At 36.1% G+C, this 16,748-nt stretch carries 9 protein-coding genes; all 9 read left to right on the forward strand.

The features are described 5' to 3' along the window. Positions 1 to 100: 100 nt before the first annotated feature. The 9 genes from CZ502_RS03280 (at position 101) to CZ502_RS03320 (ending at position 16,623) form a co-directional block, all read left to right on the forward strand. Positions 101 to 1,681, forward strand: coding sequence for a peptide chain release factor 3 (locus CZ502_RS03280; RefSeq protein ID WP_076459667.1), 1,581 nt, complete (start codon positions 101 to 103; stop codon positions 1,679 to 1,681). A gap of 23 nt (positions 1,682 to 1,704) precedes the next feature. Beyond that, positions 1,705 to 2,673: a glycosyltransferase family 2 protein gene (locus tag CZ502_RS03285; RefSeq protein WP_076459668.1), complete on the forward strand. Its 969-nt coding sequence runs from the start codon at positions 1,705 to 1,707 to the stop codon at positions 2,671 to 2,673. A gap of 31 nt (positions 2,674 to 2,704) precedes the next feature. After that, on the forward strand, positions 2,705 to 3,694 hold the full coding sequence (locus CZ502_RS03290) for an acyltransferase family protein (protein ID WP_076459669.1): 990 nt from the start codon (positions 2,705 to 2,707) through the stop codon (positions 3,692 to 3,694). Continuing rightward, entirely contained in the window at positions 3,691 to 5,220 is a 1,530-nt protein-coding gene (locus CZ502_RS03295) for a hypothetical protein (RefSeq protein ID WP_076459670.1), read from the forward strand. Before CZ502_RS03290 ends, CZ502_RS03295 begins: the two co-directional genes overlap by 4 nt. A 171-nt stretch (positions 5,221 to 5,391) precedes the next feature. After that, positions 5,392 to 6,918, forward strand: a complete 1,527-nt coding sequence (locus CZ502_RS03300) for a 6-pyruvoyl-tetrahydropterin synthase-related protein (RefSeq protein WP_159434550.1) — start codon at positions 5,392 to 5,394, stop codon at positions 6,916 to 6,918. A gap of 87 nt (positions 6,919 to 7,005) precedes the next feature. After that, positions 7,006 to 9,084, forward strand: coding sequence for an Lreu_0056 family protein (locus CZ502_RS03305; RefSeq protein ID WP_076459672.1), 2,079 nt, complete (start codon positions 7,006 to 7,008; stop codon positions 9,082 to 9,084). 102 nt (positions 9,085 to 9,186) lie between these two features. Further along, a complete protein-coding gene (locus tag CZ502_RS03310) occupies positions 9,187 to 12,840 on the forward strand; it encodes a glycosyl hydrolase 53 family protein (protein ID WP_076459673.1) in 3,654 nt (1,217 codons plus the stop codon). 171 nt (positions 12,841 to 13,011) lie between these two features. Further along, a complete protein-coding gene (locus CZ502_RS03315) occupies positions 13,012 to 14,541 on the forward strand; it encodes a C39 family peptidase (RefSeq protein WP_159434551.1) in 1,530 nt (509 codons plus the stop codon). A 198-nt stretch (positions 14,542 to 14,739) separates the two neighbouring features. Next, positions 14,740 to 16,623, forward strand: a complete 1,884-nt coding sequence (locus CZ502_RS03320; protein WP_159434552.1) for a serine hydrolase — start codon at positions 14,740 to 14,742, stop codon at positions 16,621 to 16,623. Positions 16,624 to 16,748: the final 125 nt, after the last annotated feature.

Consider the following 16,748-nt stretch of genomic DNA (forward strand, 5'->3'; position numbering starts at 1 on the left):
GTTTAATCTTTCCGTAACTTTTGTGAAGGATAGACCTGCATAAAAAAGTGTAGTACTATAGTAGAGATATTTCGCGAAAAAAGATGAAAGGAATAATTAAATGAAGTCATCAAAAGAACTTGCTGAAGCAGTTAATAAGCGGCGGACCTTCGCCATTATTTCACACCCGGACGCGGGGAAGACGACGATTACTGAGCAACTCCTGCTCTTTGGGGGGGTTGTTCGTGAAGCCGGAACAGTTAAAGCACGGAAGACGGGGAACTTTGCCAAGTCAGACTGGATGGAAATCGAAAAGAAGCGTGGAATTTCGGTTACTTCGTCTGTGATGCAGTTTGACTTCCAGGGAAAGCGGATCAATATCTTGGATACCCCAGGGCACGAGGATTTTTCTGAAGATACCTACCGGACGTTGATGGCCGTTGACTCAGCGGTCATGGTTATTGATAGTGCCAAGGGGATTGAGCCACAGACCAAGAAGCTCTTCCAAATCTGTAAGATGCGGGGAATTCCGATCTTTACCTTTATGAACAAGTTTGACCGGGATGCGCGTGAGCCATTAGACCTGCTGAATGAAGTGGAGGATGTCTTAGGAATTGAGACTTACCCGATGAACTGGCCAATTGGCTCCGGTCACCAGTTCAAGGGCGTCTATGACCGCTTTAACCGGCGGGTTGCTTTGACCCATCCTGCTGATGAAGCCAACCCTTACTTGCCATTGGACGATGATGGCAATGTTATTGGTGCTAATCCTCTTGAAGGTGACGGTGAATGGCAAGATGCCCTTGACGGGATGGAGCTAGTTGAAGTTGCCGGAAACGAGTTAGACCGGGAGAAGATTGCTAAAGGAGATCAGACCCCAGTCTTCTTTGGGTCTGCATTGACTAACTTTGGGGTCCAGACATTCTTGGAGTCCTACCTGCAATTTGCACCGGCCCCAAGTGAACACAAGACAGAAGACGGCGACGTGGTTAAGCCACTTGATCCTGAATTTTCTGGTTTTGTCTTTAAGATTCAAGCGAATATGAATCCACGGCACCGTGACCGGATTGCCTTTGTCCGGATTTGTTCAGGTGAATTTGACCGGGGGATGGATGTGACCTTGTCACGGACGAAGAAGCCATTGCGGCTGTCAAACGTGACCGAATTCATGGCGGATACACGGGAAAATGTTGAGACGGCGGTGGCCGGCGATATTATCGGTTTGTATGACACTGGTAATTTCCAAATCGGTGACTCCATTTACAATGGTAAAAATGATATTCAATTTGAAAAGCTGCCACAATTTACGCCAGAACTATTTGTCCGGGTATCAGCAAAGAACGTGATGAAGCAAAAGTCCTTCCACAAGGGAATCAACCAACTTGTCCAAGAAGGGGCAGTGCAACTGTACCGTTCTTACACGACTGGTGACTATATCCTTGGTGCCGTTGGGCAACTGCAATTTGAAGTTTTCAAGTTCCGGATGCAAAACGAATATAATTCCGAAGTTATCATGGAACCAATGGGGAGCAAGACTGCCCGCTGGATTGATCCAGATCAGTTGGATGAAAAGATGTCATCTTCACGGAATATTCTGGTTAAGGATATTCATGACCAGCCACTCTTCTTATTTGAAAACCAGTTTGCGGAAAATTGGTTCAAGCAGAAGTATCCTGATGTGAAGTTGACGGCGAAGTTGTAAGAAATACGTTAGAGGAAGTTACCATGAATAATGATGTTTTAACAATAATTGTTCCTTGTTATAACGAAGAAGAAGTATTACCAGAAACCGTAAAAGAATTAGGGGAAATTCTTAATAATTTAATCAAAAAAAATAAAGTTGCATCGAAAAGTAAACTTTTGTTTGTTAATGATGGTAGTAGAGATAAAACTTGGAGTTTAATTTCTAAGTATACAAAGGAATATACCTATGTCACTGGTATAAAGTTTTCACGTAATTATGGTCATCAGAACGCGCTTTTAGCAGGATTATCGCTGGCAGTTGATTTTTCTGATATGATGATAACTATTGATGCTGATCTACAAGATGACGTTAATGCGATTTCTAAAATGGTAGAAGAATATTATAAAGGTTCAGATGTTGTTTATGGAGTAAGAAATAGCAGAAAAACTGATTCTTTTTTTAAACGGCGTACTGCATTAACTTTCTATAGCTTAATGCAAAAACTAGGTGTAAATCTTGTGCCTGATTCTGCTGATTATCGATTATTGAGTAAAAGAGCTGTTAAAAGTTTATTAGATTTTAAAGAACGAAATTTATTCTTGCGTGGAATGGTACCATTAATTGGTTATCAATCATCTAAGGTTTTTTATGCACGGAAAGAACGCTTTGCCGGACAGTCAAAGTATCCTTTTAGAAGAATGTTACATTTTGCTTTAGATGGAATTACATCTTTTTCTATTGCTCCAATCCATTTAATTTTATATTTGGGATTGATAACTGTGTTTATTAGTATTGCTTGTATGATATATACAATTGCTGAAAAATGTATGGGACATGTGGTGAGTGGTTGGGCATCTCTTATGATTTCAATATGGTTACTAGGAGGCGTTCAATTAATTTCAATTAGTGTAATTGGTGAATATATTGGAAAAATCTTTTCAGAGGTTAAACATCGTCCCCGTTTTACAATTGAGAGTGAGACGTATACAAGTAAAATGAAAAAACTATAATTAGCTATACGGAGGATTATCGGGAGACAAAATGGAAAAAGTAAAGTTGAAAAATACGCGAATAATATGGGTTGATATTGCTAAGGCAATTGCAATAATTTTAATGATAATAGGACATGAATGTTCTAAAAAATCTATAATTGCCTTTATCTTTTCTTTCCATATGCCGCTCTTTTTTATGATGTCTGGTTATACTTCAAGCCCCATAATTAGTTGGAATCAACTTTTAAAAAAGACAAAACGAAATTTTATAAATTCTTGGTTATTAGCGGCTATTATGATAACCCTTTTGGGGTTTGAAATTGTATTATTTCAACATAAAAATATATTGAGTGTTTTGCAGTTAGATTTAAAAGGAATATTTTGGGGATCTAATTATGGTATAGACCATTTGAACAATGTCGGAGTTATGTGGTTCTTAATAGTATTTTTTTGGGCAAAATTCTTTTATGATTTTTTACAAATAATAGTTCCTAATAATTATAATGGCCTTGTACTTGGCATTTTATCGTATTTTGCATTTGTTGTTTCTAATAATGTTTGGTTACCGCAAGCTTTAGATATTGTTCCTATTGCTTCGTTGTTTATGTGGATCGGTGCCTATCTACGAGAGATACAATCTAAATTGAATTTTAATAAATATTTGATATCGGTAGTTATAATAGCAATCTTTATATACTGGATAGCAATGATTCAAAATAATGTTTATATTGATATGTCAGTAAGGCACTATCCCCTGTTTATTTTTTCTATACTAGAAGCTGTAGCAGGAACTATAATTATTTCTTTCATTAGTAATGGTATTAGTAAGAATAGTTCATTTAATTTCTTAAAAACTATAGGAAGAAATACATTAGCAATTTTATGTATTCATCATCTAGACTTATACTGGTTATGGTGGGGAAGATATTTTCCAAAATGGTATATTGCAGTATTACTGCGATTAATAGTTGACTTAGGTATACTATTTTTGATTTTAATGGTGAAGAACAATACTCTAGGAAGGAAAACAGAAAAATGAAAAAGCATGCAAAGTTGGGGATCCAAGTCTTGCTATTTCTTGGTATATTATTATTTTTAACACGTTTCGCTCCTCTCCTGCCTTTCGATGGTGATGATTGGAGGTACATTGGTGGCTTTAGACAACCTATTCCGTTATGGGGGGCATGGAATCCTACGAGAATTTTGCCAGAAGTTTTAATGCCATTAGGAGGTTCGATTGCTGCATTTATCGTTTATCCGATTAGCAAGGATTATGTAGGTTCTTTGGCTTTTACAGAAAGCCTAATTGAAGCTATTTTTATTTTTGCTATGTTGTATTACTTTTATAAAGTATTAATTAAACGTTTCTTATTGTCAGAGAAATTAGCTGTAGCTTGTGAAATTATATGTTTTCTATCTTTTTTCTTGCTATTTAAGAAATTTAATCAATCAAGTTATACAGGCTTTTGGGCAGCAGATTTAGCGTGTGTTTTTTATTACATCGTACCGGGATTATTAAATATACTAATTGTATTATATATGTTGCAATTTAAATTTTTTAATACGGACTTCAATAGATTTAATAATTTAAGAAAAGGAATATTTATCTTCCTTTTATATTTTGCAATTTTTTCTAATACACAATTAAATATAATTATTGCAACTTTTAGCTTTGCAAAATTAGTACAAATAATATATAGAAAAGTAAAGGGGTATGAGGGTAATCTATTAAAGGACTCTTGGCTATATCTACTGATATTAATTTTTTGGATTTTAACTGTTATTTTTGATCTAAACGGGCAAAGAGCTCAAGATGTTTCGTCTTCTAATAAGGGCACTTTTCTACACAACTTAGGAATGACAGTTAAACAATTTATTTATTTCATTAAACAACAAAATACTTTCATTTTGATACTATCATTACTAATTATAATGGTAACGTTGATAATGATTGCAGTTGTGAATAATAATTTAAAATTAAGTCGAGATTTTTTAAAAGTAATCAGTTGTATGATTTTTTGTTCTTTGACTTCTTTAATGTATTTACTCTTAGCATATACGAAAGCAGGAAGCTCATATGCTGGACGACCTGATTCAATGTGGGCAGTAACCACTTTTTTTATATTAGCTCTGAATTTTTCAATTGCTTATTGTGTAATGACAATTAAATGGATAAAGCCATTTTTACCTTTAGGAATTATTATTGGAGCAGTATTTTCGTTTAATACCAATGAACGACCTATTTATGCTGCTAATACAATGCATGATCCTGTGACTATCAAAAGAATTGATAATTACATAATTAATCAAATAGTAGCGGCTGATAGTCAGGGAAAAGCTCGTGTTATTGTCAAAGTTCCACTTGAGGATAAGAATGCTTCATCTAAAGTAACAACATCCAACTGGCCACATCCATATAATATGGCAGTCTGGATGCAAAATACTTTATATTCACATCGTATTATAAGAACAAGAATACATGTTATTTTTAAGCCAGATAGTAAGGTTAATGAAGAATTTTATGAAAACGCAAGTGAACAACAAGCATTCTTTCCGCCAGAATAGATAGTGAGATGATTAAAGATTAATAATCGAATATTAAAAAATAGTTTTATAATATTGGTATTTTTTTGTCTAAGTATATTATTTATCTATCCCTTTATACGTTGTCATGTCATATTTAGTGCTGGAGATCTTCCTTATCATATAAATAGAATTCAAGAACTTACTGATAATTTGAAAAATGGTGTTTGGTATCCATATTTATATACTCATCATTTTAAAAATACGGCTTACTTACTAGGAGCATTTTACCCTCAATTGACATTGTTACCCTATGCTGTAGCAAGTATTCTATTAAAAAATGATGTAAATGGTGTATATGTTGGAATGGCATTTTATTCTTTCCTATCAATGTTGAATATGTACATTGTAATGAGGAAGATAAAGAGATCAACGATACAAAGTATATTAGTAGCAGTTGTCTATTGCTTTAGTACATATCGTACTATAAATGCGTTTAGCCGCTTTGCACTAGGTGAATATATTGGGATGACGTTTATTCCACTTGCACTTTACGGATTATACTCAATAATATACGGAAATAAGCGAGACTGGCCGTATTTAGCGTTGGGGCTGTCCTTTACGTTACTTTCACATGTGCTAAGTACTTTATTGTGCGTATCTTTATTATTAGTTATTTTTGTTGCATATATCAAAGATATTATTAATAAAAAAACAATTAAATATCTATTTATGGCAGTAATTGCTTTTTTATGTAGTAGTGCAATATTTATAGTTCCATTTTTAGAACAAGAAACATTTAAGAATTATAATCAACCAAGTCCAACTTATTTATCGGAATTTACAACGACATTATCTAATCTATTGTTAAATTCTTTCTCTAATATAATTAGTGTAAAACAGGTATCAAACTGGTGGGAAGTAGCAAACATTGGCTTTATTCTTCTTATATCAATGCTTTGGGGGCTTTTTAACTATAACAAGCTAGATAGTTTTGATAAATTTTTTGAAATTAGCGGTGGAATTTTATTTTTAATGTCATCTAGTATTTTCCCGTGGACAATTGTAATGGCAACCCCCTTAAAAGTTATGCAATTTCCGTTTAGATTGTTAGAGTTATCTACTATACTGCTATCACCACTATTCGGAACAATGATTGTTAATATCTTTAGCAAATATAAAGTTGAAGTAAAAAGTAAAGTATTAATATTACTATTAAGTATTTTAATAGTAATTATTCCTTGGTATTCAAGTGCAACAACATTCACCTATTTACATCAAAATCAGAAGGAAAATTTTATAAATGGAAAAATTTATTCTTCCGATTCAAAAGATATGACGTATTGGTGGTTAGATCAATATACTCCCCAAATGGATAAAAAAAGTTTCGATAATATTATAGATAATAATGCTATTGTAAATGGAAAAAATATTAAACTAGATAAATTTAAAGCAATACCAAATGGAATTATTATTTATGATAAAGATATACGTAATAAGGGCCGAGTTGTCTTACCCGTGGCTAGTTACCGAAATATACATATTTATCAAAATAAGCAAAATATTTTAACAAGTAATAAAAAAAATAGCTTGCTTACTGTAAATAATGTAATTAATTATCCACTTATTATTAAATATGTACCATCACTTTTGGACAATATTTCAATGGTTGTAAGTATAGTAACCTGGATGTTACTTATAGCACTAATATTAAGAAAAGATCTTTTGCATATTAGATAATTTAATATCTAGTGTAAATAGAAATTGATTGTAATCCAATTTTAGATTATATTTAGTGTGAAAAAGGTTTTGAAGGAGTAAAGCAACATGAAAAAACATTTCAAAATGTATAAAGCAGGCAAGAAATGGTGTTATGCCGCAATTGCAACGGTAACTCTAGGATTAGGACTAACAGTAGCTGAGTCAGCCTATGCCGATACAGATAACGGTAATCTTCAGACATTAGAAGTTAATACTGATTCAGTAGCTGGACAAGAGAATCAACAGGTGGCTGATAAGAAAACTCAAGATCAGAGTGGTGATAACGAACAATCAAAGGCACCTGTAGCACCTCAAAGCAATGATCCAAAAACTAGTACCTCTCAGCAATCAACTGATAGTGTTGCTGAAACAGGAACCCCTAATACGTTTGCAACGGTAGATGGAAGTACGTACTATTATAATGGTGAAGGAAAACTTGCAAAGGACTACTTTTATCATAATTGGGGTAATACCTACTACTTCGGTACGAACGGTGCCCGTTTAGATAATAGTTTCTATAATAACTGGGGCAATACTTACTACTTTGGTGGTGATGGAGCCCGCTGGGATAACCGTTTTATGACTAGATGGGGGAATGCTTACTACTTTGGCAATGATGGTGCTTTAGTGAAAAATAGGAATGTTAATGTCGGTGGTTCATATCATTGGGCCAATGCTGATGGTATTATTTCTTTACGAAATACTTTCTTAACGGCAAATGAAAATCAACTTTACTACTTTGATAAAAACGGTAGCATGATTGCTAATAAGTTCTATCATAATTGGGGCAATACATATTACTTTGGTAATGATGGTGCGCGGTATACCAACCAGTTCTTGAATTGGAATGGCAAGCTTTACTACTTCGGCAATGATGGTGCGATGTACAAGAACCAATACTACAAGAATTGGGGCAATACTTACTACTTTGGTGCCGACGGTATTCGTTATACTAACCAATTCTTAACAAAGAATGGTAAACTTTACTACTTTGATGATGATGGAGTAATGTACCAGGATCGTTACTACAAGAATTGGGGCAATACTTACTACTTTGGTGCTGATGGTGCGCGATACACCAACCAATTCTTAACAAAGAATGGTAAGCTATACTACTTTGATAACGACGGAGTAATGTACCAGGATCGTTACTACAAGAACTGGGGCAATACTTACTACTTTGGTGCTGATGGTGCGCGGTATACCAACCAGTTCTTAACCAAGAACGGTAAGACTTACTACTTTGATAATGATGGTGTAATGTATCATAACCGTTATTATAAAGATGGTACCAAGACTTATTACTTTGGTGCTGATGGTGCGCGGTACACCAACCAATTTCTAACGAAGAATGGTAAGCTTTATTACTTCGGTGCTGATGGTGTAATGTATCAAGATCGTTACTACAAAAACTGGGGCAATACCTATTACTTCGGTAACGATGGTGCACGTTACACAAACCAATTTTTAACCAAGGATGGAAAGGTTTATTACTTTGACAATGATGGGGTAATGTACCAAAATCGTTACTACAAGAACTGGGGTAACACTTACTACTTTGGTGCCGATGGTGCTCGTTACACTAATCAATTTTTAGATAAAAATGATTCTAACACCCACATTCATTACTTTGATGGTGAAGGACGGATGCTTGTTAACCAGTGGTTAATGTACGAAGGCAGCACGCTTTACTTTGGTAAAAATGGTTACCCAGTAACTGGAAAGCAAGAAATTAACGGGCAAACATATCTTTTTAATGATGAGGGATCTCTGATTCCTAATGGGATTAACAAGGTTAACTATAAACAATATATGGCTACCCTTGTAGCTCTTTACCAGGACCCAGATTGGTTTAAGTCTTATGTTGCCGATAATGTCCTTAGCTACGGTGCGGAAAAGAACGGTGTTAATAAAGGTTATAACTACATTACTGCTAACGGTGATCCAGCTAGTTACATTTACTTTAAGGAAATTCAAGGCAATAACGTCCTTATTAAGTACCTGGATCCAAAATCTGGAACTGATACCGCCCATGCTAAGTATGACGAAAAAGTTGTCCCAATGAGTGACCTTACTGCAATCTATGAAAAGGAAACCAATGAGACATTAATTAATGATTATGCCAATAAGTTAAAAGAAGATTAGACGGAAAGGTTAGTGCCCTAGGTGCTAGCCTTTTTCTATTTGAAATTACTATAAGAATGATCTATATTAAATGGGTAAATTTACATTCGAAAGGGAATAAAAATGGAAATAAAAAAACATTTTAAGCTCTATAAAGCTGGAAAGACTTGGTGCTGTGCAGCTATTGCAACAATTGCATTGGGAACTGGAATGGCGCTAGGTAGTTCTGTCGCCTTAGCTGACGATACTCCAAGTGAGAACACGACGGCGATGACAACTAGCAGTACTGAACAAGAGCCAGCAGTTCAAACAGATAGTAGTCAGACAGAGTCGGTAAAAAAAGTAAATAAATCAATAACGGATGAAAATCCTGCTTCTAATGTAGAAGCGATTAAAACAGCAGCTGCTGATGATAGTAGTCAAAGAAATGCAGAAACTGTCCCAGCAGCTGCAGAACCTGAAACATTTAAGACGGTTAACGGAAACACTTACTACTACGGTAAGAATGGCAAATTATATCAAAATCAGTTTTATAATAACTTGGGAAAAACATATTACTTTCAAGAAAATGGTGCCCGCTTAGATAACAGTTTTTACCATAATTGGGGACATTCTTATTATTTTGGAAATGATGGGGCGCTCTATACTAATCAGTTTTTAACTAAAGATAACAAAACATATTACTTTGATAATCAAGGAATTATGTATCAAAACCAGTTTTATAATAATTGGGGGCATACCTACTACTTTGGCTCAGATGGTGCCCGTTGGGATAACCGATTTTACAATAACTGGGGAAACACTTACTACTTTGGAAATGATGGCGCTCGTTGGGATAACCGCTACATGGTAAAGTGGGGAAGTGCTTACTACTTCGGTAAAGATGGCGCCTTAGTTAAGAACCAAACGAAGAACGTTAATGGAAACAGTTACTGGATAAATAATGATGGAGTTATTCCTTTGCGGAATCAGTTCTTAACGGCAAACGAAAATCAACTTTACTACTTTGACTCTAAAGGTACTCTAGTAGCTAATAAGTTCTATCACAATTGGGGACATACCTATTATTTCGGCAGTGATGGTGCCCGTTATACCAATCAATTTTTGAATATGAATGGTAAGGTTTACTACTTTGACAACCAAGGAATTATGTACCAGAACCAATATTACAAGAATTGGGGCAACACTTATTACTTTGGTAAAAACGGTGCCCGTTATACGGACCAATTCTTGAATAAAGACGGTAAGCTTTATTACTTCGACAATGATGGAGTAATGTATCAAGATAAGTATTACAAAAACTGGGGCCATACCTACTACTTTGGTAAAGATGGTGCACGCTATACGAACCAGTTCTTAAATAAGGACGGTAAGCTTTATTACTTCGATAACGATGGGGTAATGTATCAAGATGAGTACTACAAGAATTGGGGAAATACTTACTATTTTGGTAAAGATGGCGCACGGTATACAAACCAATTTTTAAATAAAGATGGTCAAAAGTATTATTTTGATGGTCAAGGCATAATGCTTACTGACCAACTTAAGGTTATTGACGGTAAAGGCTATCAATTTAACGCCAAGGGTGAAATAACTAAGGTATATGATGCTGAAGAAACCAGAAATGCAGTTGCACAAGATATTGCGAAAACATTAACCAGCCAAGGAATTAAAAATGTAAAATATGATTGGCAGAATCAAACTAATCACTATCAAGAGTTAGCGTTACATGACATAGCCCAAGAAGTTGCACAAGGTGATACAAATGCTGATAAGAATGTAATTGCTCAAAAACTGCACGATGATAGCTTGCTTGATGGTAAGGTTTTAGTTGTTTATACGACAAACTTCTCTGATGCTGATTCAAAGGAAATTGCCAAGAACTGTTTGAATTCATACGATTTTGAAAATGCTAATGATTCAGTAGTCGGTGTTGGAGCGGATGTTAACAAAGATAAACTTGTTGTAGTTGTTTTCAAACCAGGTCAAGCTATTAATGAAGCTCAAGCAACTTCTTCTCTTACTGCCATCACTTCAGCAATTTATGATAATGGTAAAAACGTAAAAGACGCTCTTGCTATCAATAGTGATATTACATCGAATGAAGTAGGGAATGCACTAAATTCATACTACCCTGCATTACTCACTGGTAAGAAAGGTAGCACAATTGATACTCAGACTTTGACGAGTATTTTTGCTTCACTGCCTGGTAATTCGACGGCATTGCAAGGAACCAAGAATTATTATAATGGCAATGATGCTTACCATTATGAATTCTGGCTTGTAGGTAATAATGCCGATGATAAGCTAAATAATTTCCTGAAATTAAATAAAGATGTTAAATATGGCGATCCATTAAAGGTTAACTACAGTGCAACATTAACATGGGGTAAGGCTAAACCAACTCAGCTTGATATGGCGAACACTACTCCTGCAAGTAAAAAGACAGCTGAGGAACTTGACTTAGCTTACCAAACTGGGAGTGAGATTGGCCTTAAATATGATTCTGTAAAAGTTAAGCCAGTTTCAGGAATGATAAACGATACTATTCGTGGAGTTGATGTATCTAGTTACCAAACACTTCTTAATGCTGGTGTTAAGTTCTATGATTTTAATGGCCATCCTGCAAACTTATTTAAAGTATTAAGTGATGCTGGCGTTAACTATATTCGTTTGCGGTTATGGAACGATCCATACAATGCAGATGGTAAAGGCTATGCTGGTGGGACTAATGATGAAGTAAGTCTTATTAATATGGCAAAGGAAGCCACTAAGTATGGAATGAAGGTATTACTTGATTTCCACTATTCAGATTTCTGGGCTGATCCAGCTAAGCAACCACTTCCTAAGGCATGGAAGAATCTTTCATCTGATGCCTTGAAGAAGGAAGTATACTTATACACTGCAAAAGTAGTAAATGATCTTAAAGTAAATGGTGTAAATCTTGGAATGGTTCAAATTGGTAATGAGATTACCAATGGGGTCTTTGGAATTTACAGTAACCGTGATGCTGGTGAATCATGGTCAAATATTTGGAGTGACAAGAATAAAGCTGCTCAAATCTGTGAATACTTGTCTGCAGCTTCACAGGCAATTCGTGAAAATGCTTCAAATGTCAAGATCGCTATTCAGTTAGAAACGCCAAACATTGATAAGTATAGGTCAATACTAACCGCTATTAAGGATAACAATGTTGATTATGATTATTTGGGAACTTCATACTACCCGTTCTGGTCAACAGGTGATAATAATGGTTCTTATGACGGTCAAGACCTTGGTACTGGCGCTAATACGCCTAAGAATCTTACTGCAGTCGAAAACATGGTTCAAAAAGAATTTGGTAAGAAGACAGTTGTTCTTGAAACTGGTTGGATCAATAATAAACGTGATGCTGATGGTACCGGAAATTCAGTAAGTGATGTAATTGATACCTATTCTCATGATCCACAAGGTCAAGTAGATGCAATGGCTGATATGTACAAGGCAATTCTTGCTGGCAACGGTATTGGTGGTTTTTATTGGGAGCCTGCTTGGATACCAGTAAAGGCTGGTTGGGATAACTGGGATTATAATAAACAGATGTCAAACCAGTATGGAACAGGTTGGGCTTCTAAGTACGCTACTGGGTATGCTCCAGACTCGGTAATGTTTTACGAAGGAAAGCCAACTTGGGGTGGTACCACATGGGATAATGTAACATTATTTGATGATCATGGATATCCACTACAATCGCTTAATATGTATAAAGGATTCCTTAATGGCTATAAAACAAATTAAAACGTTAGTCTAAGCCATTAAGTGGTAAATAAATCTCTCTAAGTATATTGAATCGATATGCTTAGAGAGATTTGTATTTTAAAGATACTTAATTGTAAAAAAATAGTGTTTGTTTCTATTTTTTTGAAGGTATAAGATAATAATGATATATAAATGGGGAGGATTAATAAAATGAAAATACATTATAAGATGTTTAAAAAAGGGAAAAACTGGTGTTACATGGCAATGACTACTGTTTTAGTAGCTACTGGAGCATTTGCAGTCTCTCAAAGTGTAAGTGCGGATGTTACTGATAGTAATGTTGGGGGTTCAAATAGTAGTGTAGCACTAGTAAATACACAAGAAACAGCAAGCCAAGCTTCAAATACAGTAGTTTTATCAACTCTTTCAGGGCAAAGCGAAGAGAGAAATAGTGGCATTCAACAGCAATCCATTGTTAATAATAATCAGGCTCAATTGACAGATAGCAAGGCAGCCATTGCTCCTAAAGCAACCTCATTAAAAACTGGCTGGCAGACGCAAAACGGTAGCAACTATTACTACAAGGATGGTCAAAAGCTAACTGGTCAGCAACAAATTGATGGTAAGGATTATTACTTTAATGACCAAGGTCAGCAACAAAAAGACTACTTCTTAAACCAAAATAACCATACTTACTATTTCCAAAAAGATGGCATTCGCTTAAATGATGGTTTTTATAATAATTGGGGTCACACGTACTACTTCCAAAAAGATGGTGCCCGTTTAGACAATGGCTTTTACAATAACTGGGGCCATACCTATTACTTCGGTAAGGGTGGCGTTCGTTTAGACAATGGCTTTTATAATAACTGGGGCCATACCTATTACTTCGGTAAGGGTGGCGTTCGTTTAGATGACGGCTTTTACAACAATTGGGGCCACACATACTACTTCCAAAAGGACGGTGCTCGCTTAGATAACGGCTTCTATAATAACTGGGGTCATACCTATTACTTTGGCGCAGACGGTGCTCGCTGGGATAACCGTTGGTATAATAACTGGGGCCACAAATACTTCTTTGGTGAAGGTGGCGTTCTTTTAACTAACACTTTCTTCAATACTAATGGTTCTGGAAACGATTATGATGCTCACTGGGCTGATGGTGCAGGAATTGTTAGTGATGTTCACTACTTTAGCCAATACACACCAGTCTTTGCTCCATGGGGATGTGCAGGTGCTTCACTAGCAATGCTTTTGAGTATAAAGAATGTTTATCCCAACCTTTATGACCTAATTCATAATGAGCCTAATGTTTCAGGAAGTCGGAATCAAGGATGGAATGGTGGTCAATCTGGTGATGTTACCACTGGTGCTGGCTTTGATCATGTTATCCAGCCTAATGCATTGAGCAAGTATGGTAAGCAATTCTATAATGGGGTTCGTGATATTTCATACACTAATCTTTCAAAAATCGCTCAAATTGTTCAAAGCGGTCACCCAGTACTTTATTATGGTTGGTCTGCCTATGATGCTGGTGGTAATCGGAACCACTGTAAAGTTATTCTCGGATACAACTCTCATAATAATACTTTCCATGTTTATGATCCGCTTTATGGATATCGTGGTCGGTGGACAGCTCATTCAACAGGGAAAAATGCTTATGATTTAGGCTATAATGCCTGGGTTCCAGCAAAACATATCCAGGGCGAAATGAATGGTCAAGCATTATCTATTTATTAGTCATTATTAGGATAGTTTGCTAACTTATATTTCTCATACCTATTGTAACTAATAATGGTATTATTTGATTACTTTGCTTTGAAATATCGTAAAAGGAGCTGTAACACGCTCCTTTTTTTGTTAAAATTTATGAAAGCGATTGTAATTTTCCATATTGAAAGTTACTATTAGGCAGTAATGAAAAAAGGGGAGTTTATTTTGAATCTAAAAAAGCACTTTAAACTTTATAAAAGTGGTAAGCAGTGGTGTTGCGCAGCAATCGTTCTTGCAGGATTGACCCTTGGCGTTACAACCGCCCAAGCTGATGTCACTGTAAAAAGTCCTGAATCAACGGTTAACATTACCGCAGTTCAAGAAGCACCGGCCGCTGGTAATCCGGAAGCAAAATCTGATCAAGAAGGCGAAAATAATCAGCAAACTTTAGATGTTACACCGATTGCACCAGCCGCCGAAGAAACTACGAATGTAAATGGAGTATCCACAACTGGTAAGCCTGATACTTTTAGTACGATTAATAACAATGTTTACTATTATGGGAAAGATGGTAAGCTTTACCAGAATCAATGGTATCAAAATTGGGGTAAGAAGTATTACTTCGGTGCAGATGGTGCCCGCTATACGAATAAGCTTGCGGACATTGATCATGCGACCTATTACTTTGATAACTACGGTGTGATGGCTGCTAACCAATTCCAACAGCGAAATGGTAAAGTATATTACTTTGGTGCCGATGGTCAGGAATATAAAAACCGCTTTTACAACAACTGGGGCCATACTTATTACTTTGGCCTAGACGGTGCTCGCTATACCAACCAGTTCTACACGAATTGGGGTCATACTTACTACTTTGGTGCAGATGGCGCTCGTTGGGATAATAAGTTTTATAATAATTGGGGTAATACCTATTACTTTGGTAACGATGGTGCCCGGTGGGATAATCGGTGGATGAATGCCTGGAACCAATGGTATTATTTCCTTGGCGATGGTGTCCGTGCTACATCACAAAAGGCGGATATTAACGGTAGCACTTATTTCTTTAATAACCAGGGAGTTATGCAACGTAACTATTTCTTAACGCAGAATGGCAAACTATATTACTTTGGCAATGATGGCCGTGAGTATAAGGACCGCTTCTACAATAATTGGGGCCACACTTATTACTTTGGCCTAGATGGTGCTCGTTATACTAATCAATTTTACAACAACTGGGGTAACACCTATTATTTTGGTGCAGATGGTGCCCGGTGGGATAATCGGTGGATGAATGCTTGGGGCAATCGCTACTACTTTAAGTGGGACGGTGCCCGTGCAACATCTGAATACTTCCCGGTAAACGGTGAGACCTATTATTTTGACAAAGAGGGAATTGCTCATGATGATCCGTTAGTTGCGCAGTGGAAGACATTGATTAATGGCTATAATGGTCATCACATCATGATTGCTGCCCAATCGCAAAAGGATGGGATTGTACATGAATATACCAATACGCCTGGCTACCGCTTACCAACTGCAAGTACAGTGAAAGTTGCTGTATTAGCACAATTACTTCATAATACGAATGGCAATTTGACGGCATATCAACGTGACTTAGCTGCTAAGATGATTAGAAACAGTGATAATGCGGCTACTACGACGCTGGTTAATAATTATCTCGGTGGTACAAATGGAATGCGGGCAATCTATTCAGCATTAGGGATGAATCAGACAACACCAGGAGTAAATAATCACTGGGGATTGACGCAGACAACGTCAACAGACCAACTAAAGTTATTAAATGAAATTTTCATCAAGCCACATTCTAGCTACTTGAATGATAATTCACGAAACTATATTAAATCACTAATGAGTACAGTTTCTGCAAGCCAAAATTGGGGGATTTCAGCCGGAAGCAACCAGTTCTACGTTAAGAATGGTTGGTTAGCGCTCGCTCCTTCTTGGAAGTGGTACGTAAATAGTATTGGTTATATTCCACATGGCGACAGTGGATACTCAATTGCAGTTTACACGGACAATAACTTACCAATGAATGTGGGGGTTAACATGATTGAATCCCTGGCACGGACTACTAAGAATCATATTTAATTAAAAGGAAGCTGGTTGGCTTCCTTTTTTACTTAAGATCGATAAAAATATGCTACTACCAGAGAAATAACGTTTCTCACCCTAATAATATTGGTATGTTATCATTTAATCTGTAAATTTAAATT

Source organism: Limosilactobacillus caccae, assembly GCF_900156885.1.
Lineage (GTDB): Bacteria > Bacillota > Bacilli > Lactobacillales > Lactobacillaceae > Limosilactobacillus > Limosilactobacillus caccae.